21 protein-coding genes are annotated in these 20,450 nt (G+C 64.8%); 13 read left to right on the forward strand and 8 right to left on the reverse strand.

Annotated features, from left to right (window positions below):
- The 4 genes from QZ281_RS15585 to QZ281_RS15600 all read left to right on the forward strand — a co-directional run.
- The coding region (locus QZ281_RS15585) for an FAD-linked oxidase C-terminal domain-containing protein (RefSeq protein ID WP_292229924.1) at positions 1-356 on the forward strand (356 nt) is incomplete at its 5' end.
- A 199-nt stretch (positions 357-555) separates the two neighbouring features.
- The gene (yaaA, locus tag QZ281_RS15590) at positions 556-1,326 is read left to right on the forward strand and encodes a peroxide stress protein YaaA (protein ID WP_292229926.1); all 771 of its coding nucleotides are present in this window, start codon (positions 556-558) and stop codon (positions 1,324-1,326) included.
- A 54-nt stretch (positions 1,327-1,380) separates the two neighbouring features.
- Positions 1,381-2,238 (forward strand): 3-hydroxybutyrate dehydrogenase, encoded by an 858-nt coding sequence (locus QZ281_RS15595; protein ID WP_292229927.1) that lies wholly within the window; start codon positions 1,381-1,383, stop codon positions 2,236-2,238.
- Positions 2,239-2,347: 109 nt separating this feature from the next.
- Positions 2,348-3,334, forward strand: coding sequence for a patatin-like phospholipase family protein (locus QZ281_RS15600; protein ID WP_363298101.1), 987 nt, complete (start codon positions 2,348-2,350; stop codon positions 3,332-3,334).
- On the opposite strand, the gene QZ281_RS15605 is transcribed toward QZ281_RS15600, so the two are convergent.
- Together QZ281_RS15605 and QZ281_RS15610 are read right to left on the reverse strand one after the other, a co-directional pair.
- A complete protein-coding gene (locus QZ281_RS15605; protein WP_292229930.1) occupies positions 3,331-4,248 on the reverse strand; it encodes an L-threonylcarbamoyladenylate synthase in 918 nt (305 codons plus the stop codon). The genes QZ281_RS15600 and QZ281_RS15605 overlap by 4 nt on opposite strands.
- Positions 4,245-4,796, reverse strand: coding sequence for a cytochrome b (locus QZ281_RS15610; protein WP_292229932.1), 552 nt, complete (start codon positions 4,794-4,796; stop codon positions 4,245-4,247). The genes QZ281_RS15605 and QZ281_RS15610 overlap by 4 nt, the downstream gene beginning before the upstream one ends.
- A gap of 119 nt (positions 4,797-4,915) precedes the next feature.
- On the opposite strand from QZ281_RS15610, the gene QZ281_RS15615 reads away from it, so the two are divergent.
- Together QZ281_RS15615 and QZ281_RS15620 are read left to right on the forward strand one after the other, a co-directional pair.
- Complete coding sequence (locus tag QZ281_RS15615; protein WP_292229934.1) at positions 4,916-6,661, forward strand: acyl-CoA dehydrogenase; 1,746 nt, start codon at positions 4,916-4,918, stop codon at positions 6,659-6,661.
- Positions 6,658-7,185 (forward strand): GNAT family N-acetyltransferase, encoded by a 528-nt coding sequence (locus QZ281_RS15620; RefSeq protein WP_292229937.1) that lies wholly within the window; start codon positions 6,658-6,660, stop codon positions 7,183-7,185. Before QZ281_RS15615 ends, QZ281_RS15620 begins: the two co-directional genes overlap by 4 nt.
- Here QZ281_RS15620 and QZ281_RS15625 read toward each other — a convergent pair.
- Positions 7,182-8,000, reverse strand: coding sequence for a serine protease (locus QZ281_RS15625; RefSeq protein ID WP_292229939.1), 819 nt, complete (start codon positions 7,998-8,000; stop codon positions 7,182-7,184). The genes QZ281_RS15620 and QZ281_RS15625 overlap by 4 nt on opposite strands.
- Positions 8,001-8,088: 88 nt before the next feature.
- Between QZ281_RS15625 and QZ281_RS15630 the strand changes: the two genes are divergently transcribed.
- Both QZ281_RS15630 and QZ281_RS15635 read left to right on the forward strand, forming a co-directional pair.
- Positions 8,089-10,257 (forward strand): S9 family peptidase, encoded by a 2,169-nt coding sequence (locus QZ281_RS15630; protein ID WP_292229941.1) that lies wholly within the window; start codon positions 8,089-8,091, stop codon positions 10,255-10,257.
- A complete protein-coding gene (locus tag QZ281_RS15635; RefSeq protein ID WP_292229943.1) occupies positions 10,254-10,817 on the forward strand; it encodes a GNAT family N-acetyltransferase in 564 nt (187 codons plus the stop codon). The genes QZ281_RS15630 and QZ281_RS15635 overlap by 4 nt, the downstream gene beginning before the upstream one ends.
- A 27-nt stretch (positions 10,818-10,844) precedes the next feature.
- On the opposite strand, the gene QZ281_RS15640 is transcribed toward QZ281_RS15635, so the two are convergent.
- From QZ281_RS15640 to tpiA, 4 genes are all read right to left on the reverse strand, one after another.
- Positions 10,845-10,973, reverse strand: coding sequence for a hypothetical protein (locus QZ281_RS15640; protein ID WP_292229945.1), 129 nt, complete (start codon positions 10,971-10,973; stop codon positions 10,845-10,847).
- A gap of 100 nt (positions 10,974-11,073) precedes the next feature.
- A complete protein-coding gene (locus QZ281_RS15645; RefSeq protein WP_292229947.1) occupies positions 11,074-12,726 on the reverse strand; it encodes a CTP synthase in 1,653 nt (550 codons plus the stop codon).
- Positions 12,727-12,849: 123 nt separating this feature from the next.
- A complete protein-coding gene (gene secG, locus QZ281_RS15650) occupies positions 12,850-13,272 on the reverse strand; it encodes a preprotein translocase subunit SecG (RefSeq protein ID WP_292229949.1) in 423 nt (140 codons plus the stop codon).
- 64 nt (positions 13,273-13,336) lie between these two features.
- Positions 13,337-14,086, reverse strand: coding sequence for a triose-phosphate isomerase (gene tpiA, locus QZ281_RS15655; protein ID WP_292229951.1), 750 nt, complete (start codon positions 14,084-14,086; stop codon positions 13,337-13,339).
- 139 nt (positions 14,087-14,225) lie between these two features.
- Here tpiA and QZ281_RS15660 point away from each other — a divergent pair, with 139 nt between their 5' ends.
- A complete protein-coding gene (locus tag QZ281_RS15660; RefSeq protein WP_292229952.1) occupies positions 14,226-16,139 on the forward strand; it encodes a peptidylprolyl isomerase in 1,914 nt (637 codons plus the stop codon).
- Positions 16,136-17,653 (forward strand): anthranilate synthase component I, encoded by a 1,518-nt coding sequence (trpE, locus tag QZ281_RS15665; RefSeq protein ID WP_292229954.1) that lies wholly within the window; start codon positions 16,136-16,138, stop codon positions 17,651-17,653. The genes QZ281_RS15660 and trpE overlap by 4 nt, the downstream gene beginning before the upstream one ends.
- Here trpE and QZ281_RS15670 read toward each other — a convergent pair.
- Positions 17,650-17,853, reverse strand: coding sequence for a peptidoglycan-binding protein (locus QZ281_RS15670; protein WP_292229956.1), 204 nt, complete (start codon positions 17,851-17,853; stop codon positions 17,650-17,652). The two genes, trpE and QZ281_RS15670, sit on opposite strands and share 4 nt — an antisense overlap.
- 88 nt (positions 17,854-17,941) lie before the next feature.
- Between QZ281_RS15670 and QZ281_RS15675 the strand changes: the two genes are divergently transcribed.
- From QZ281_RS15675 to trpC, 3 genes are read left to right on the forward strand one after another with little or no spacing between them, the layout of a single operon-like run.
- On the forward strand, positions 17,942-18,532 hold the full coding sequence (locus QZ281_RS15675; protein ID WP_292229958.1) for an aminodeoxychorismate/anthranilate synthase component II: 591 nt from the start codon (positions 17,942-17,944) through the stop codon (positions 18,530-18,532).
- A gap of 2 nt (positions 18,533-18,534) precedes the next feature.
- The gene (gene trpD, locus QZ281_RS15680; RefSeq protein ID WP_292229960.1) at positions 18,535-19,572 is read left to right on the forward strand and encodes an anthranilate phosphoribosyltransferase; all 1,038 of its coding nucleotides are present in this window, start codon (positions 18,535-18,537) and stop codon (positions 19,570-19,572) included.
- Complete coding sequence (gene trpC, locus QZ281_RS15685; RefSeq protein ID WP_292229962.1) at positions 19,569-20,363, forward strand: indole-3-glycerol phosphate synthase TrpC; 795 nt, start codon at positions 19,569-19,571, stop codon at positions 20,361-20,363. The genes trpD and trpC overlap by 4 nt, the downstream gene beginning before the upstream one ends.
- Positions 20,364-20,450: the final 87 nt, after the last annotated feature.

The following is a 20,450-nucleotide window of genomic DNA, read 5'->3' on the forward strand; positions in this document are numbered from 1 at the left end:
CCATCAGCCGCATCGCCGACTTCATCGACGAGGCCACCGCCGCTGTCGAACGCTTCCATCCCGGCGCCCGTGTCTCGGTCTTCGGCCATGTCGGCGACGGCAATCTGCACTACGACATCCTGCCCGGCGTCGGCGAGGACATCCCCGCCTTCATCGGACGCTGGAAGGAAGGTTCGCAGGTCGTCCACGACGTCGTCGGCGGCTACGACGGCTCCATCTCGGCCGAACACGGTCTGGGGCGGCTCAAGACCGAAGAGGTCAAACGCTACAAGTCCCCGCTCGAAATCGAGACCATGGCCGCTATCCGCCGCGCGCTTGATCCCAAGCGGATCATGAATCCGGCGGTGCTGTTCTAGCTCCTTCGCCATTCCGGACGTAGCGCCGCTGAGCCTCGGACCCGAAGGACGGCCACTCCAACAAGCCCTCCTTTCGGGCGCTCAATCCCTCCGTCAAAAACGGTCGGAGCGTCGCCCTGTGCACGCGGTGAGACCTCAAGCCCGGTTCAAATCGTCACCGAAGCGGCCTATGTCGGCGCCTTCGACAAGGAGCCTGGTTTTGCTGATCGTACTTTCTCCCGCAAAGCGGCTCGACTTCACCGAGCCAGTGTCGACCCTGCCTGCATCGCAGCGTCGCCTGCTGGACGACACGGCCGCCCTGTCCAAAACCGCCAAGCGTCAGACAAAAGCGGACCTGCGACGCCTGATGAAGATTTCCGACGATCTGGCCCAGCTGAACGTCGAGCGTTTCAAGGCCTTCGATCCCGAATCACTGGACGGGGTCCAGGCCGCCTTCGCCTTCGCTGGCGACGTCTATGAGGGCCTGAAGGCCCGTGAACTGGACGAAGCAGGCCTGAACTTCGCCCAGGATCACCTGCGCATCCTGTCCGGCTTCTACGGCCTGCTGCGTCCGCTGGACCGCATCCAGCCCTATCGTCTGGAAATGGGCACCCGGCTTGAGACCAAGCGCGGCGCCAGCCTCTATGACTTCTGGGGCGACCGCATCTCGAAACAGTTGAACGCCGACGCCGAGGGGCAGGCCGATCCGACCCTGGTGAATCTGGCCAGCCAGGAATATTTCGGCGCCGTCGACGCCAAGGCGCTGAAGCTGCCGGTCGTCACGCCCCAGTTCCGTGAGGAAAAGAACGGCGAGAGCCGCATCATCTCCTTCTTCGCCAAGAAGGCGCGCGGCGCCATGGCGCGCTACGCTATCGACGAACGCGTGGAACGCACTGAGGACCTCAAGGCTTTCGACCGCGACGGTTATCGTTTCAACAAGACTGCATCGACCGAGAGCGAGTGGATATTCACCAGGTCGGGAAATTCTTGATTGCGATAGGTGACTGCCGCTAATCTCCCCTCATAAGAACCAGAAGGCGAGCCTATGTTCCAGCGGTCCAAATCATCGAACGGCGGCGCAGCCGCGCACGGCGAAGCCCCGGCGTTTCGCGACATCGGTGATCTCAAGGGCCAGGTGGCCGTGATTTCCGGCTCCACCTCGGGCATTGGCCTAGCGCTGGCGCGGGCTGTGGCGGCGCGCGGCGGCGACGTGGTGCTGAACGGTCTAGGCGATCCGGCCGAGATCGAACGCACCAGGTCTGAACTGGAAGCCTCGTCCAGCGGGCGCGTGCTGTATCACGGTGCGGACATGACGCGCGGCGAGGAAATCGCCGACATGGTCGCCTTCGCCAAGCACGAGTTGGGCCGCCTCGACATTCTGGTCAACAACGCCGGCATCCAGCACGTCGAGGCCGTCGAGAAATTCCCCACCGACAAGTGGGAGCAGATCATCGCCATCAACCTGTCGTCGGCCTTCTACGCCACGCGGGCGGCGATCCCGATCATGAAGGCGCAAGGGCGCGGCCGGATCATCAACATGGCCTCGGCCCACGGTTTGGTCGCCAGCCCGTTCAAGTCGGCGTACGTCGCGGCCAAGCACGGCGTGATCGGCTTCACCAAGACCGTCGCGCTGGAAGTCGCGCGCGACAACATCACCTGCAACGCCATCTGCCCCGGCTTCGTCGAGACGCCGATCGTTGAAAAGCAGATCGCTGACCAGGCCCGCACGCGCGGCCTGACCAAGGAACAGGTGCTGACCGATGTGATCCTGGCTGCCCAGCCGACCAAACAGTTCGTCACGACGGACCAGTTGGCGGGCATCTTCCTCTATCTGGTTTCGGACCTCGGAGCCTCGGCCAACGGGGCCAGCTTCTCCATCGACGGCGGCTGGACCGCTCAGTAGCGCCGGGAACATACAGCGGCCAAGGGGGCAAAGTGGCGATATTCAAACGTAAGGCCGCTGGACCGGCCGACCTCGCCGCCCCCTCGCCCGACGGCCGATCAGTCTGGCGCTGCAGGGCGGCGGTGCGCACGGCGCCTTTCAGTGGGGTATTCTGGACAGGTTGCTGGAGGACGACAGCCTGGACATCCGGGCCGTGTCTGGCGTTTCAGCAGGCGCCATGAATGGGGCTGCGCTCGTGTCCGGCCTGACGACAGGCGGAAACCAAGGGGGTCGCATCGCGCTGGACAAACTGTGGCGCGAGGTGAACCAGTCCGGGGGCCGCAACGTCTTTGGCGACAGTGCGATCTGGAACGCGGCCCGCCCACCCGAATGGCTGAAGGACAACCCCTTCTGGCGTGCAGGCGAGACACTGGCCATGACCATGTCTCCTTACGAATTCAATCCACTGAACCACAATCCTATGAACCGGGTTCTGAAGGCGTCTGTGGATTTCGAGGCGGTGAGAGGGTCCGACATCCGCCTGTTCGTCGCCGCCACCGCCGTGCGCCAAGCCAAGACGCGCCTGTTCACTTCCGAAGAAATCTCGGCCGATGTGCTGATGGCCAGCGCCTGTCTGCCGCATCTGTTTCAGGCCGTGGAGATCGACGGAGAGCCCTACTGGGACGGCGGCTATCTGACCAATCCGCCGCTGTGGCCGCTGACGGGTGAAGACACGCCCGACGATGTGCTGCTGGTCACCCTGAACCCGATGCTGCGTGACGAAACGCCCAAGAGCTCGGGTGACATCGTCGACCGCCTGAACGAAATCGTCTTCAACGCGCCGCTTGTCGCCGAACTGCGCGCCCTGGCGATGGCGGAGGAACTGGCGGCTCAGGGCAGTCTGAAACCCGGCGCCTTCCGCACCGTACGCCTGCACGCCATCGAGGCGGACGGTTGGTTGGATGACCTGCCGCTGCGCACCAAGTTCAACACCGAATGGACCTTCCTCAATGATCTGAAGGCGCGGGGCCGAGCAGCAGCTGACGACTGGCTCAACACCTGTCGCCCCACAGTCGGCCTGCGCGCCAGCGTCGATCTTCAGGCCCGCTTCGCCTAACCGACGTGGCCCGCAGCGCGCCGCAGACGGTCGTTGATGGCCTCACCCAGCCCTTCGCCCGGAATGGGCGACACGGCGATACCGATGGGTTTCGTCCGATCCGCCTCGCGCAGCAGCCGGAACAGATTGGCCGCCGCTTCACGCAGATCCCCGGTCGGGCTGAGGCTCCAGCGTGCATCGCCGACACCCGCGCCGAACCCCAGCAGAACCTCGCCATCCCGCACCTGATCCGCCTCGATCCGCACCGGCGCATCCGGCGCATAGTGCAGGGTCAGCCGACCGGGCGACCGATGCCCCTCGCTGCTGTCCGCCAACGGCCCGACGACTGTCTCGATCTCGGCCCGCGTCACCGATCCGGGCCGCAGCAGCGACACCTGCCCTCCCAGCACCGAGACGACCGTGCTTTCCAGCCCTACGATGCAGGGGCCGCCGTCAATCGCCGCACCGACGGCGAAGCCCGTCTCCTCCACCGCGTCGGCGAAGGTCGTCGGGCTGGGGCGGCCCGAACGATTGGCGGAAGGTGCCACGACCGGCCCGCCGAATGCGGCCAGCACCGCCTTGGCCTTCGCATGACCCGGCACGCGGATCGCCACGCTGTCCAGTCCGGCTCGCGCCAGGTCACAGACGCGGTCGGCGTTGCGCACTGGGGTCACCAAGGTCAGCGGCCCCGGCCAGAAGGCCTCAGCCAGCGCCCGCGCCTGCGACCCGAACACGCCGATTTCCTCAGCCGCGGCCGCATCAGACACGTGGGAGATCAGCGGATTGAAGCGCGGCCTTCCCTTGGCCTCGAATATGGCCGCCACCGCATCGGGATTGCCAGCGTCCGCGCCCAGTCCATAGACCGTCTCGGTCGCCAGCAGGATCAGCTCGCCACGGCGCAGGCAGGTCGCGGCCTGTTCAACAGTATCGCTCATGGTCGGCGCGGGATCAGGGGGATCATGCGGTGAAGGACATTGTCGCGATCCACGAACTGATGCTTCAGCGCCCCCAGAATATGCAGGGCGATCAGGACATATAGCCCCTTCACCACCAGACCATGCACCGTCATGAAGCCGCGCGCCGCATCGCGACCGCCCGAAATCGGCAGCAGCGGCCAATCAAACAGTCCGAACCACAGAATCTCTCGTCCCGCCGCCGACGACGCCATCCAACCCGTCAGGGGAATGACGATCAACGCCGCGTAGAAAAGCACGTGAACGGCGCGCGCCAGCCACTTCTCCCACCGCGACATATCGCCCGGCAGCGCAATGGCCGGATTAGCCAGACGCCAGCCGATTCTCGACAGGGTCAGCACCAGAATCGTCAGGCCGACCGACTTGTGCAGGCTGATGAACTCACGCGAAATTGGTCCTTCGGTCGCCTCATGCGCTGTCACCAGCAGCACCTGCGCCAGCACTGCGGCCGCAATCGTCCAGTGCATGATCAGCGACACGATCGAATAGCGGTTTCGCGGTTCGGCCATGACTTCCCTTCCGTGACGGCATGGCGTCACTGTGCCTCGACTAAGGTCCACGCGCCAAGCCGCTTGCGGCGAACGATGGAGACGGGGCACTTAGGCCGTAAAGAATACCGAGGAAACCCATGAGCTACCGCGCCCCCGTCCGTGACCTGACCTTCACGCTTGAAGCCATCGCCGGAATGCCCGACCTGGCCGCCACTGGCGCCTTCCCGGATTATGATGTCGATGTCGCGGGCGCCGTGCTGGAAGCCGCCGGTCAGTTCTCGGAAGGCGTGCTGGCGCCGTTGAACCGTATCGGCGACCAGAAGGGCTCGCTCTACGCCAATGGCGCCGTGACCGCCGCACCCGGTTTCGCAGACGCCTATCGCCAGTTCGCAGAAGGCGGCTGGACCAGCCTGTCGGCCTCGGCTGAGCATGGCGGACAGGCTCTGCCCAAGGCGTTGGAGCTGGCGGCCTATGAGACCGTGCACGCCGCCAATATGGCGTTCGGCCTGTGCCCCATGCTGTCGCTGGCCGCCATCGAGGCGCTGGAGCAGGTCGGCACCGAAGAGCAGAAGTCGAAATATCTGACCAAGCTGATCAGCGGCGAATGGACCGGGGCCATGGTGCTGACCGAGCCGGGCGCGGGTTCGGACCTGGGCGCGCTGACCGCCACCGCCACGCCGAACGGCGACGGCACCTATGCGCTGAACGGCCAGAAGATCTTCATCACTTGGGGCGACCACGACGCCACCGACAATATCGTCCATCTGGTGCTGGCCCGCCTGCCTGATGCGCCCAAGGGACCGAAAGGCATCAGCCTGTTCCTGACGCCCAAGTTCGCAGTCAAGGACGACGGCACACTGGGCGATCGCAACGCCTTCCGTCCCGTCGGCGTCGAGCACAAGCTGGGCATCCACGCCTCGCCGACCTGCGTCATGAGCTATGAGGGCGCGCGCGCGGAACTGGTCGGTCAACCGAACCAGGGTCTGGCCCATATGTTCGTCATGATGAACGCCGCGCGTCTGGCCGTCGGCGTCGAGGGCGTCGGCATCGCAGAGCGCGCCTATCAGCACGCCCTGGCCTATGCGCTGGAGCGCCGTCAGGGCCGCTCCGTCTGGACCGGCGAGGCCAACGCCCCGATCATCGACCACCCCGATGTGCGCCGCACCTTGGCCGTGATGAAGGCAAAGACCGCCGCCGCCCGCGCCATCTGCCTGTCCACCGGCGTCGCTGCCGATCTGGCCCGCCACGCCGCAACCGAGGCCGACCGCAAGAAGTGGAAGGCCCGCGAAGACCTGTTCACCCCCATCGCCAAGGCCTGGTCCACGGATGTCGGCTGCGAGGTCGCTTCACTGGGCGTTCAGGTCCACGGCGGCATGGGCTTCATCGAGGAAACTGGCGCGGCCCAATACTACCGCGATGCCCGCATCGCCCCGATCTACGAAGGCACTAACGGCATTCAGGCCATGGACCTTGTTGGGCGCAAGCTGTCGATGGACGGCGGCGAGTCGGCCAAGGTTCTGATCGCCGACATGAAGGCCACGCTCGCGGACCTGTCGCGCCTCTATACGGGCAAGCCTGTCGAGCGTTTCGACACCGCCATAGAAGCGGTTGAGGACGCCACCCTGTGGCTGCTGGACCAGAAAACCAATCCTGAGGCCGCCGCTGACGTACTGGCCGGCGGCTGGATGCTGGCCAAGGGCGCGCTGGCGGCCAAGGCCAAGCTGGACGCTAACGACGGCGATCCGGTCTGGCTGCAAGGCAAGCTGGACCTCTACGAAGTCTATGCCGCCAATGTGCTGGGCCACGTGTCCAGCCGTCTGGCCGCCGTCGGTCAGGGTGGCGACCTGCTGCGCCGGATTTCAGCGGACGTGCTGGCGGGTTGATCCGGGACGGCGACATCGCCTCATCCCGTCTGTGGCTTCGTCCCCTGGACGAGGCCGTGCTCGACCTGCTGATCGCAGGGGATATCGCCGAGGCTGGACACAGCCTCGGCGCCTCCGTCCCGCACGATTGGGCCGCCGCGCACCGCGAGCTTTTTGCGGTTCGCCGCGATGATTTGGCGGACGCCGCCTATCGACCATGGGGTCTGCGGGCGCTGATCCTTCATGAAAGCGGCGTCGTGGTCGGCCATGCCGGGTTCCACGCCGCGCCCGGACGGCCAGACCAAACCGTCGAGATCGGCTATGCCATAGAACTCGCGCATCGTGGTCGGGGTCTGGCGACGGAAGCTCTGGACGCCCTGACCGCCTTTGCGTGGTCGAAGGGCGCCACCCGTATCGCTCTGTCGATCCGCCCCGCCAATGCACCTTCAATCGCCATGGCGAGACGGGCGGGCTTCATTCACCACAGCGAACGCCATGACGAAATCGACGGTCTGAAACAGGTCTGGTTAAAGGCGACGCCCTAGGATTTAGGCCCATCGAGCAAGGCGATAGCCTCTCGAACATAGGCTGCGTGGGCGATGACGCCGATGCCCATGCCCTGATCCTGAGCTATCACCTCCCTTATGACGACGCCGACGACGACGGGATGATCGGGGGCATCGTCGGGCCGCGTCCTACGCATCGCAGCCGTCCAGAAGACCGGCCCGCCCGAGTCTCCGGGGAAGACATGAAAGTCCAACAAGAAGGTCGGATAGGTTCCGACCGGCGTCAGAGGCCACGAGGCGACGCGACCGGCTCGCAGGATCGGAAAACCGGCTCTGTTCGACGACAGACCACGCGGAAAGCCCAGGGCGAACAGTTCGTCGCCCGCCGCTACGCCCATGGCCTCGAAATCCTCCGCACCCGCCAGCCAGCCGAGCGGAATGGCCGCCCGCGCAAAGGCTTCCGGCGCTGTGATCTCCATCACCGCAACATCGCGGTCAGGGGGCGCGCTCCACAGCGGTTCAAGCGCTGTGCCTCGAATCTCCAACGGCTGAGGGGTGAAACGCCATCTCCCATCCGTCTGCTGGACGCGCCAGCCGATCCTTACCGACCGCTCCGGCATCTGCTCCAGCACATGGCGGGCGGTGACCAGAACGGTCCGAGGAGCCCCGTCCGGGCGCGGCGCATTGACCAGAAAGGCCGTCGCCACGGTTCGCAGCCCCTCGCCCGACGGCTGGTCGATCTGGACCGTGGCGTCGATGATCGCCGCCGCGGCGTCTCGACGCGGATTGGCCAGGCCTGCCGCCGCAAAAACCGCTTCGGCAGGTGCAGAGACTGAAATCTGATCGGCGAACATCAATCGAACCGGCTTTTCTGGCTTTTCTTCATTTGACGCCGCCCCCCGGCGACGCACAAGGTCCGTCACACGAACCAGGGGGCACGACATGAACCGACGCGAAATGATCCTATCTACGGCGATGACCGCCGCCGCAGTCGCAACGCCCGCCCTCGCCCGCCATCCTACCGGACCCTCGATGCCTCAACCTCCTGTCGCCAAGAAAATCCCCGTCGTCATCGAACAACTGGGTCGCACCCGGACGGACGACTATCAATGGATGAAGGACGACAACTGGCAGGCTGTCCTGCGTGATCCGACCCTGATCAAGGGCGAAGTCAAGGAACACCTGACCGCCGAGAACGCCTATCGCGAGGCCATGATGGCCTCGACCCTGCCGCTGCAGGAGACGATGTTCGCGGAGATGCGTGGACGCATCAAGGAAGACGATTCCTCAGTCCCCGCCCCTGACGGCCCGTGGGAGTACTACGTCCGCTATAACACCGGCGACCAACACCCCCTCTATTGCCGCAAGCCGCGCGATGGCGGCGCCGAGACCGTTCTGCTGGACGCCAACAAACTGGCAGAGGGCAAGGCCTATTCCGAGATCTCGGCGGCTTCTCACAGCCCCGACCACGCCCTGTTCGCCTATGCCGAGGACGCCCAGGGGTCCGAGGTCCACAAAATCTACGTCAAGGATATCGCCTCAGGCGACGTCCTGCCCTCCGCGATCGAAAGCGCCACCGGCGACTTCACTTTCTCGCCGGACAGCCAGTGGATTTTCTGGACCAACCGCGACGACAACGGACGCCCGGACAAGATCTTCCGTCGCCCTGTGCGCGGTGGTGAAACCACCCTGGTCTATGATGAAGCCGACGACGGCATGTTCATCGGCGTGGGCCGGACATCCGACGACAAGTTCATCGTCATCGGGATCCAGAACCAGGAAACCTCAGAGGCGCGATACATCCCCGGCGCGACGCCTACGGCTGAGCCCGTCGTGCTTGAGCCGCGCGTGGTGGCGACGCGTTACGACGCTGACCACTGGGGCGACCGTTGGGTGATCCGCACCAACGCTGACGACGCCGTGGACTTCAAGATTGTCGAGGCCCCGACCGCGTCGCCTGCAAAGGCCAACTGGAAGGATCTGGTCGCCCATACGCCGGGCCGCTTCATCGAAGGTCTGGACCTGACCAAGGACCATCTGGCCCGTCAGGAACGCGCCGACGCCAACACCCGCATCATCATCCGTGACCGCGCAGGCGCCGAGCACGAGATCGCCGTGAACGAACCCGCCTTCGCCCTGTCGCTGGCGGGCGCGTCCGAGTTCAACACGGTCAAGACGCGCTACGCCTACAACTCGCCGTCCACGCCGACCCAGACCTTTGACTACGACATGGCGACGCGTGAGCGGACCCTGCGCAAGACCCAGGAAATCCCGTCGGGCCACAACATCGCCGACTATGTGGTCGAGCGGCTGAATGCCCCAGCATCTGACGGCCAGTTGGTGCCGGTGACCCTGCTGCGGTGCAAGGATACGCCGGTCGATGGCTCGGCGCCCCTGCTGCTGTACGGCTATGGCTCCTACGGCATTCCCATGCCTGCAGGCTTCTCGGCCAATCGACTGTCGCTGGTGAACCGGGGCTGGATCTACGCCATTGCGCATATCCGCGGCGGCTCGGACAAGGGCTGGGGCTGGTTCCTGGGCGCGCGGCGCATGACCAAGAAGAACACCTTCACCGACTTCATCGCCGCTGCCGAACACCTGATCGACCGCAAATATGCCGCTTCAGGCAACATCGTCGCCCAGGGCGGGTCGGCTGGCGGCATGCTGATGGGCGCGGTCAACAATATGCGTCCAGACCTGTGGGCGGGCGTGATCGGCCAAGTGCCCTTCGTCGACGTCATCAACACCATGAGCGACACCTCCCTGCCCCTGACGCCGCCGGAATGGCCCGAGTGGGGCAATCCGATCGAGGACGCCGCCGCCTACGACTACATGTACAGCTACAGCCCCTATGATCAGGTCGAGGCCAAGGCCTATCCGGCGGTGCTGGCGACCGGCGGCCTGTCGGACCCACGCGTCACCTATTGGGAGCCTGAGAAGTGGGTCGCCAAGCTGCGTCCCGCCACCACCTCAGGCAAGCCAGTGCTTCTGAAGATCAACATGGAGGCGGGGCATGGCGGCGCGGCGGGCCGCTTCGACTATCTGAAGGAAGTCGCCCACGACTACGCCTTCGCCATCTGGGCCATCGACAAGGGCTGGGAGAAGGCGTGAGCCAACTGTTGCTGCGCGACGTTCGGCCTGACGACTTCCCCGCCATCACCGCCATCTATGCAGAAAGTGTCGCGAACGGTCGCGGCACTTTCGAACTGGAGGCCCCGGATGAGGCGGAGATGCGTGCGCGCTTCGCCTCGGTCGAAGCGTTGGGCCTGCCCCGCCTTGTGGTCGAAATCGACGGCGCGTTGGTCGGCTATGCCTATGCGGGACCGTTCCGCACCCGTCAGGCCTATCGGTACATGGTCGAGGATTCGATCTACGTCGCGCCCCAGGCTCGCGGATGCGGCGTTGCGGGGACTTTGCTGGATGAACTGATCGTGCGCTGCGAGGCGATGGGCCTGCGTCAGATGGTGGCGGTCATCGGCGATGCGGAGAACACCGGATCCATCGCCCTGCACCGGACACGCGGTTTCAGTGATGCAGGCGTCTTCAAGGCGGCGGGCTGGAAGCATGATGACTGGCGCGACGTCGTCTTCATGCAACGACCACTGAACGCTGGCGCAGACACGGCACCCGACGCGCCCGGCCTGCCTCTGGTGGATAAAAAGCCCGCCTAACCCCGCTCTTCTCGTCAGAGTTTCAGGCTACAGGATCGCGAAATGCTTGGCGGTCGCATAGGCGACGATGCCCGCTGTCGTCAGTGCGCCAACGCCGCAGACGAGCAGAACCAGCCGGATATGCCGGTGCAGATGGTAAAGCAGTTCGCCAATCATCGACCGCCCCAGTCGGCGGACTGAACAGACCAGTCCGCCTTAACCTTGATATCGCAAGACCAGCGGCAACCCAGACCGCAGCCCTGTGAACATGGTTATATCAAACCAGACGGCTTTGGACCACAGCCGCGCCGATGAAGCTGGCGAACAGCGGGTGCGGCGCGAACGGTCGGCTCTTCAGTTCCGGGTGGTACTGAACGCCGATGAACCACGGATGGTCAGGACGCTCGACCGTCTCGGGCAGGACGCCGTCGGGCGACAGGCCTGCAAAGACCAGACCCGCCTTCTGCTCGATCGCTTCGCGATAGTTGATGTTCACCTCATACCGGTGACGGTGACGCTCGCTGATGTCGGTAGAGCCATAGATCTCTGCGATCTGCGACCCAGCCGCCAGCGTCGAATCATAGGCGCCCAGACGCATGGTGCCGCCCAGATCGCCACCCTGCTGACGCAGGACGCGCTGATTGCCTTGGGTCCATTCGGTCATCAGACCGACGACCGGCTCCTCCGTCGGGCCGAATTCGGTCGAGGACGCCTTGGGATAACCCGCCAGATTCCGCGCCGCCTCGATCACCGCCATCTGCATGCCGAAGCAGATGCCGAAATAAGGGATGTTGCGCTCACGGGCGAAACGGGCCGCCTCGATCTTGCCCTCCGAACCGCGCTCGCCGAAGCCGCCGGGCACCAGGACCGCGTGCGCGCCCTGCAGGCGCTCTTCGCAGGCCTCGGGGTCGCCTTCGAAGGTGTCGGCCTCGACCCAATCAATGTTGACCTTGACGTTGTTGGCCACACCGCCGTGATGCAGCGCCTCGATCAGTGACTTATAGGCGTCCTTCAGGACCGTGTATTTGCCGACCACGGCGATCGTGACTTCGCCATCGGGGTGCAGACGGCGGCGCGCGATTTCCTGCCACAGGGTCAAGTCAGGCTCGGGCGCGTCAGTGATGCCGAAGTGAGCCAGCACTTCGCGGTCCAGGCCTTCGCGGTGGTAGTCCAGCGGCACGGCGTAGATGTCGGCGGAATCCATGGCCTGGATAACGCCGCTTTCGCGTACGTTGCAGAACTGACCGATCTTGCGCTTTTCCTCAGCCGGGATCGGCTGTTCGCAGCGGCACAGCAGAATATCCGGCTGAATGCCGATGGAGCGCAGTTCCTTGACCGAGTGCTGCGTCGGCTTGGTCTTCATCTCGCCAGCGGTCTTGATGAAGGGCAGCAGTGTCAGGTGGACGAAGCACGACTGGCCACGCGGCAGATCCTGCCCCAACTGGCGGATGGCTTCAAAGAACGGCAGGCCCTCGATGTCGCCGACGGTGCCGCCGATTTCGACCAGCACGAAGTCAACATCTTCGCCCGCATCGGTCACAGCAGGCGTCAGGCAGAAGGATTTGATCTGGTCGGTGACGTGCGGGATCACCTGCACGGTCGCACCCAGATAGTCGCCGCGACGCTCCTTCTCCAGGATCGTCGAATAGATTCGGCCCGTCGTGATGTTGTCAGACTTGGCCGCCGACACGCCAGTGAAACGCTCGTAGTGACCTAAATCCAGATCGGTTTCAGCGCCGTCGTCGGTCACGAAGACCTCGCCGTGCTGATACGGGCTCATCGTGCCCGGATCGACATTCAGATAGGGGTCGAGCTTGCGCAGGCGGACCTTATAGCCGCGAGCCTGCAGAAGAGCGCCGAGAGCGGCGGAGGCGAGGCCTTTTCCTAGCGAGGAAACCACGCCGCCGGTGATGAACACATAGCGAGCCATGGGGGGACACCTTACTCCATGATTCGCATCCGGTGCATGCCCCGGAGCAAATCGAACTGTTGATCAAAAGAAGAAAGCGCGCCCTGCGGCGCGCTTTCGAGAAGTCGGTTGTAGTTGCCCGGATTAGTGGGCGGGCTGTGAAGCCGGTGCAGGCGCGAGGCTGGCCTCCAGGTCATCCAGCGAAGGTGCAGACGGCTTGGCCGGAGCGGCAGGCTGAGTTTGAGCCGGTTGCTGCTGCGGTTGCTGGGTCTGCGGACGCGTCGCCAGGGAACCCACAGCGTTGGCGTCGATCATCGAGACCGATGCGCGGTCCATATTGCCGACAACCGTCAGGCCGATGGTCAGGGCGAACAGCAGACCCGCCAGGATCCACGTCACCTTGGTCAGCAGATTGCCCGCGCCACGCGCCGTCATGAAGCCCGAAGGACCGCCGCCCATGCCGAGCGCGCCGCCTTCGGAACGCTGCAGCAGCACAACGCCCGTCAGGGAGATGGCGACAATAATGATGGCGACGAGCAGGATGGTCTGGAGCATGGCGTCATTCATGTGGGCGCGGATGTGCGCCGATCAAGCGGCGGGCTCTATCATTGAAGCCCGCGCGGGGCAAACATCATGCGGCCCTGATGATCTTGAGAAAATCGTCCGCCTTCAGGGAAGCGCCGCCCACCAATACCCCATGCACCTCCTTCAATGCAAGAATTTCTGCGGCATTATTCGGTTTGACCGACCCGCCATACAGAATGGGCGTCTTTGCCGCGCCCTGCCCCAAGCGCGCAATGATCGCCGACCGAATCGCAGCGTGAACCTCGGCGATTTGCTCAAGCGTGGGTGTCAGGCCGGTCCCGATGGCCCACACAGGCTCATAGGCCACGGCGAAATCACGTTCCGACAGACTGTCCGGCAGCGACCCGGCGATCTGGGCGGAGACCACGGCGACAGCGTCGCCTGCTTCACGTTGTTCCAGAGTTTCGCCGACACAGACAATCGGCTCCAGCCCGGCAGCGATGGCTGCTTCGACCTTGGCCGCCACGTCTGCATCGGTCTCGCCAAAGCCAGCACGACGTTCCGAATGCCCGAGAATCACCAGCGTGGCGCCTGCGTCTGTCAGCATTTCCGCCGACACAGAGCCGGTGAATGCGCCCTGCGGCTTATCGTGACAGTCCTGACCGCCCAGCTCGACCTTGCCCCCGTCCAGCGTATTCCGCATCCGATCCAGCAGGGTGGCGGGCGGGCATAGGGCCACGCGGCAGTTGGCGGATTGGGCCTGGATTGCGTCCTGCAACGCCTTGGCTTCAGCCAGGGAGGCCGTCAGGCCGTGCATCTTCCAATTGCCAGCGATCAACTTCACGGATTGTTTCATGCGCCCCTGTCTAGGCGCCCAAAACAGGTAAGCCAAGACCCGTCGCCGCAATCTGAACATCATGCCGTCCTTGCGGGGTCGCGTGTCGCCCGACTATACGCCGAAGTGACGCCACTGTCGGCCAGTCCCGGGTTTTCGAATGATCACCGCCTTCCGCGCCTTTTCCCGATCCAAATGGGCCGCCGGCCTGCTCGTCCTGATTGCGGTCAGTTTCGTGATCGTCGGTGCGCGCATGGATGTGTTCGACAACCTTGGGCCCAAGCACGTCATCAGCGCGGGCGACCGTTCGATGAGCGAGGTTGAGTTCCGCACTGCCTTCGATCGCGTACGTGAGCGGGTGCAGGAACAGGCGGGCCGCCCCCTGACCAACGCTGATCTGGTCGCTGAAAACATTCACGTCCGCTTCCTGGACAGCCAGACCGAACAACTGGGCTTCCTGAACTGGGCCTGGCAGGCAGGTCTGCGCCCCGGCAAGGAGCTGGTGGTCAAGCAGATTCGTCAGATCCCCGCCTTCTTCAACTCGGTCACCGGCCAGTTCGACCAGCAGGCCTATCAGGCCGCCCTGGCTCAACAGAACCTGACCCCGGCCATGCTGGAGCAGGATCTGCGCGACCAGTACGCCACCGAACACTTCGGCGCCGCCGTCTATGCCGGCGCCCGCGTGCCGCGCATCTACGGCGCCCTGCTGGCAGGACAGGCGTTCGAACGCCGTGACGGCCGCTGGTTCGAGGTGACCTCGGCCATGGCTGGTCAGGTCGCCGCGCCGACCGACGCGCAACTGAACGCCTTCATTCAGGAAAACGCCGCTCGTCTTCGTGCGCCGGAGTTCCGCACGGTCTCGGTCGTGCTGTTCTCGCCTGATCCCGCCGCCGCCAACACTCCGATCCCGGAAGCGCGCATCGTCGAACGTTTCAACTTCAAGAAGGACAGCCTCGGCCAACCCGAGACCCGCACCTTCGTCACCCTGACGGCCCCGAACCGCGAAACGGCGGACAAGATCACCGCCGCCCTGCGTGCTGGGAAATCGCCCGTCGACGCCGGACGCGAAAACAACGTCACGCCCGCCACCTTCACGGATCAACCGCGCAGCGCCCTGGGCGACCAGGCTGTTGCAGCGGCTGTCTTCGGCCTGCAGGCCGATCAAGTCTCCGCGCCGATCCAGGCAGGCGTCGGCTTCGCTGTCGCCAAGGTGACCGCCATCAAGGCCGGTCAAGCCGCAACTCTGGAAAGCGCTCGCCAGGAAATCATCGGCGAACTGCGCGCTGAAGACGCCAAGACCCAAACCTACGCCAAGGTCGAGAAGTACGAAGCCGCTCACCAGGCCGGAAAGGGTCTGGCGGACGCCGCACGTGAGGCGGGCGCCCGCATCGTGGACCTGCCCCCCTTCACCCAGGACGGCAAACTGCCGAACGGTCAGGGCCTGAACGCGCCGCCGCAAATCTTCCAGACCGCCTGGACCCTGGCCAAGGGCGGCGAAAGCGACGTGATCGACGCCGGTCAGGGCCAGTATTTCGCTGTGCGCCTGAACGACATCCGCCCGTCGGCCCTGCCGACCCTGGCAGAGGTTCGCGAACCTCTGGCGGTTGAATGGACCCGTCGCGAGGTCATGCGCCGCCTGTCGGCCAAGGCCGATGAACTGGCAGGCCAGATCCGCGCCGGTCAGGACATCGCCACCGTCGCCCGTTCGGTCAACGCGCCGCTGATTACCCGCGCCAACGTCGTGCGCGATCAGGCCACGGTTCAATCGCTGGGTCAGGGCATCGTCCAGGGCCTGTTCGGTCAGTCCAAAGGACAGGTCTTCGCCCAACCCGCCGCAGAGAACGCCTATGTCGTCGGTCGTGTGGACAACATCCACGCCGCTGATCCGGCTGTGGCTGGCCCGCTGGCCGAACAAGCCCGCCCGCGCATGACGCAGGAACTGATCCAGGCCATGGTTCAGGCCTCCTTCTCCGCTGGCGCTCAACGCTCAAAGGCCAAGAACGACCCCGCACTGGCACGCACGGCCCTAGGCCTGTCGGCCACGGGCCCCGCTCCCGCAGCCCCGGCGCAATGACCGCAGAAGACGCAAACCGCCCCGATTTCGAAGCCTTCGCCGCCGGTCTTTCGACCGGTCGGCCGCAGGTGGTGGTTCGACGGATTATCGACGATCTGGAAACCCCGGTTTCAGCCTATCTGAAGCTGGGGCGCGATCGCCCCTACGCCTGCCTGCTGGAGTCCGTCGAAGGCGGCGCAGTAAAGGGCCGCTACTCGATCCTGACCCTCGACCCTGACGTTGTCTGGCGCTGCCGGGGCGACAAGGCTGAACTGGCGCGCGGCGGCGACATCGCCGATGGCAAGTTCATCGCCGAAGCAGAACCGACGCTGAAGTCGCTGCGGTCTCTGATCGCCGCGTCCAAGTTCGATCTGCCTGAGGGACTGCCGCCTATGGCCGCAGGTCTGTTCGGGGTGTTCGGCTATGACATGGTGCGCCTGTTGGAGCCGCTGGGCGAGGCAAACCCCGACCCGCTGGACCTGCCCGACGCCGTCCTGACGCGCCCGTCTCTGGTCGCCATCTTCGATTCGGTTCGCCACGAGATCGTTCTGGTTTCAGCGTCCTATCCCGATGCTGGCGCTGCGCCTCAGGCTGCCTTTGATGCCGCCCTGTCGCGGCTGGACGCCTTCGAGACTGCTCTGCGCGAGCCCCTGCCCGTGCGCCCAGCGCCGCAGTCGACCCCAGCAACAGAGTTCGCATCCCCCGTCGACGGCGAAGGCTTCGCCGAGATGGTGGCGCGCGCCAAGGACTACATCAGCGCGGGCGACATCTTCCAGGTCGTGCTGAGCCACCGCTTCTCGGCGCCCTGGTCAGATGATCCATTTGCCTTCTATCGGTCGCTGCGTCGCCAGAACCCGTCGCCCTATCTGTTCTATCTGAACTTTGAAGGCTTCCAATTGGCCGGGTCGAGCCCTGAGATTCTGGTTCGCCTGAAGGATGGAGATGTCACCATCCGTCCTCTGGCAGGCACCCGCGCGCGCGGCGCCACGCCCGAAGCGGACAAGGCGCTGGAGGCCGAGCTTCTGGCCGACCCCAAGGAACTGTCCGAGCATCTGATGCTGCTGGACCTGGGCCGCAATGATGTGGGCCGCGTCGCTGCTCCCGGTACTGTCGAGGTCACGGAAAGCTTCGTCGTCGAACGCTACAGTCAGGTCATGCACATCGTTTCGAACGTGCGCGGTAAGGCCGATCCCAAGCTGGACGCCGTGGACACGCTTCTGGCCGCCCTGCCCGCCGGCACCCTGTCAGGCGCGCCCAAGGTCCGTGCGATGGAAGTCATCGACGAACTGGAAAGCGAAAAGCGCGGCGTCGGTTACGGCGGCGGCGTGGGCTATATTTCGGCGGGCGGCGAGGCGGACATCTGCATCACCCTGCGGACCGCTCTGTTCGCGGACAACCGCATCTTTGTTCAGGCGGGCGCGGGCGTCGTTGCCGACAGCGATCCAGCCGCCGAATATGCCGAAACCCAGCACAAGGCGCGGGCCCCTATGCGGGCGGCAGACGATGCCTGGCGTTTCCGCACAGGCAATCGCTAGCGGGTGTAGCTGGCGTTCGGATTGTCGATCTGAACGCCAGGGCCCATCACGACAACCCCCGCCATCACGACCGCAGCCATTGCAGCCAATGCCGCCGCGCTGAGCGCCGCGAGTGCACTGGGCTTAGGCTCGTCCACGATCAGCCGCTCTCTCGCGGCGGCGATCTTGTCGGCGATGTCTTGTTCAGCGGTCAGTTTCACAAGCCCATCAGACGCCGCCATCGGTTAAGATGCGCTTTAACGCGACGCCCGCTTGGCGTGGCGGCCTGTCACGCCTAGAAGTCCAGCCATGATCCTCGTCGTCGATAACTACGACAGCTTCACCTACAATCTCGTCCACTACCTCGCGGAGTTGGGCGCGCCGACGCATGTGGTGCGCAATGACGACCTGACGGTGGATGAGGCGTGGGCGCTGAACCCCGCCGCTGTGCTGCTGTCGCCCGGCCCCTGTGCGCCTGATCAGGCGGGCATCTGCCTGTCACTGATCCAGACCGCGCCCGTCTCCATGCCCATTCTGGGCGTCTGTCTGGGCCATCAGGCCGTCGGTCAGGCGTTCGGCGGCGATGTGATCCGCGCCAAAAGCCTGATGCACGGCAAGACCTCGCCGATCCTGCATGAGGGCAAAAGCGTCTTTGCGGGCCTGCCGTCGCCTTTCACGGCGACGCGCTATCACTCTCTGGCGGTGAAGCGGGAAACACTGCCGGATGATCTGGAAGTCACCGCATGGACGGCGGATGGCGAGATCATGGGCTTGCAGCACCGCACTCGACCAATCCATGGCGTGCAGTTCCATCCGGAATCCATCGCCACCGAGAACGGCCACGACCTGCTGGCCAACTTCCTTCAGATCGCTGGCGTAAAGCGCCTCGCGGCCGCCTGATCATGGCCGACGGGTTCAAGCCGCTGCTGGCGCGGCTGGTCGATGGCCAGCCCCTGACGTCTGAACAGGCGCATGATTTCTTTGCCGCCTGTCTGCGCGGCGAACCGACCCCGGCGCAGGTGGCTGCGGCGGTGACAGCCCTGCGGATGCGCGGCGAAACCGTCGATGAAATCGCCGCCTTTGCTCAGGCCATGCGTGAAGCAGCCCTGACGCTGGATCACCCCTATGAGGTGATCGACACCTGCGGCACCGGCGGTGACGGCCAGCACACCTTCAACATCTCAACCGCAGCGGCCCTTGTGCTGGCGGGTGCAGGTCTGAAGGTCGCCAAACACGGCAACCGTGCCATCTCATCAAAATCAGGCTCTTCTGACGTTCTTTCGATCCTGGGCGTCAATCTGATGGCGTCGCAGGCCCAGCAGCGTAAGGCGCTGGACGAGGCAGGCATCTGCTTCCTGTTCGCGCCCGCCTATCATGGCGCTATGCGTCATGTCGGACCGGTACGCGCAGAGATCGGTTTCCGTACAGTTTTCAATCTGCTTGGGCCGCTTTCCAATCCGGCGTCTGCAAAACGTCAGGTCATGGGCGTCTATGACCCACGCCTGCTGGAGCCATTGGCCGAGGTGCTGGGACGTCTGGGCGCCACACGCGCCTGGACCGTTCATGGACAGGGGCTGGACGAACTGGCCACATCCGGTCCCACAGAGGTTGCGGAATGGAAGGACGGCGCAGTTCGCCGCTTTCAGGTCACGCCAGAGGATGCTGGCCTGACCCGCGCGCCGATTGAAGCCATTCGTGGCGGCGATGGCGAGGAAAACGCCGCCGCTCTGCGCGCCCTTCTTGTAGGCACGACGGGCGCCTATCGCGATATCGTGCTGCTGAACGCCGCCGCTGCTCTGGTGGTTTCGGACCGCGCCGAAAACCTTGCTGAAGGCGCCGCCATGGCTGCGACCTCCATTGATGACGGTCACGCCGCCGCTGCTCTTGAGCGACTGGCCCAGATCACCTCCACCCCGCTGGACACCGAAGAAACCGCATGACCGACGTTCTGGACCGCATCGCTGCCTATAAGCGCGAGGATGTCGCCGCACGTAAGGCTGCGACTTCACAAAGCGCCATTGAGGTTCTGGCGGCCGCCGCATCCGCTCCCCGTGGGTTCCGGGCGGCTCTGGAAACTGTTGGTGAGGAAACCGGTCGTCCGGCTCTGATCGCCGAAATCAAGAAGGCCAGCCCCTCCAAGGGTCTAATCCGCCCCGACTTCGATCCGCCCGCTCTGGCCCGCGCCTATCAGGCAGGCGGCGCGGCCTGTCTGTCCGTGTTGACCGACGGCCCCAGCTTCCAGGGCGACGACGCCTATCTGGGGCTGGCGCGCGAAGCGACCACCCTGCCCTGTCTGCGCAAGGACTTCCTGGTCGATCCGTGGCAGGTGGCGGAAAGTCGGGCGCTGGGCGCGGACTGCATCCTGATCATTCTGGCCATGATCGAAGACGCGCTGGCCGCCGAGTTGCTGTCCGAGGCCGAGCGTTTCGGCATGGACGCCCTGATCGAAACCCATGACGAGGTTGAGATGGCCCGCGCCTGTGCGCTGGGCGGCGATCTGGTCGGGGTCAACAATCGTTCGCTGCGGACGTTTGAGGTCGATCTGGAAACGACTGAGCGCCTGTCCATGCTCAGCCCGGTCCGCGCCCTGTTGGTCGCCGAAAGCGGCATCTTCACGCCCGATGACGTCGCGCGCGTCTCCGCCGCCCACGCACAGGCCATTCTGGTCGGTGAAAGCCTGATGCGTCAGTCAGACGTCGAGGCGGCGACACGGCAGTTGCTGGCCGCCTGATCCGGGCCTGTCACGCGGTGCGACGTCACCGTTAAGTTGACATTAGGACGGAACACTTACAGAACATCGTCAATGTTCACGGCCCGT

The organism is Brevundimonas sp., from assembly GCF_018608325.1.
Lineage (GTDB): Bacteria > Pseudomonadota > Alphaproteobacteria > Caulobacterales > Caulobacteraceae > Brevundimonas.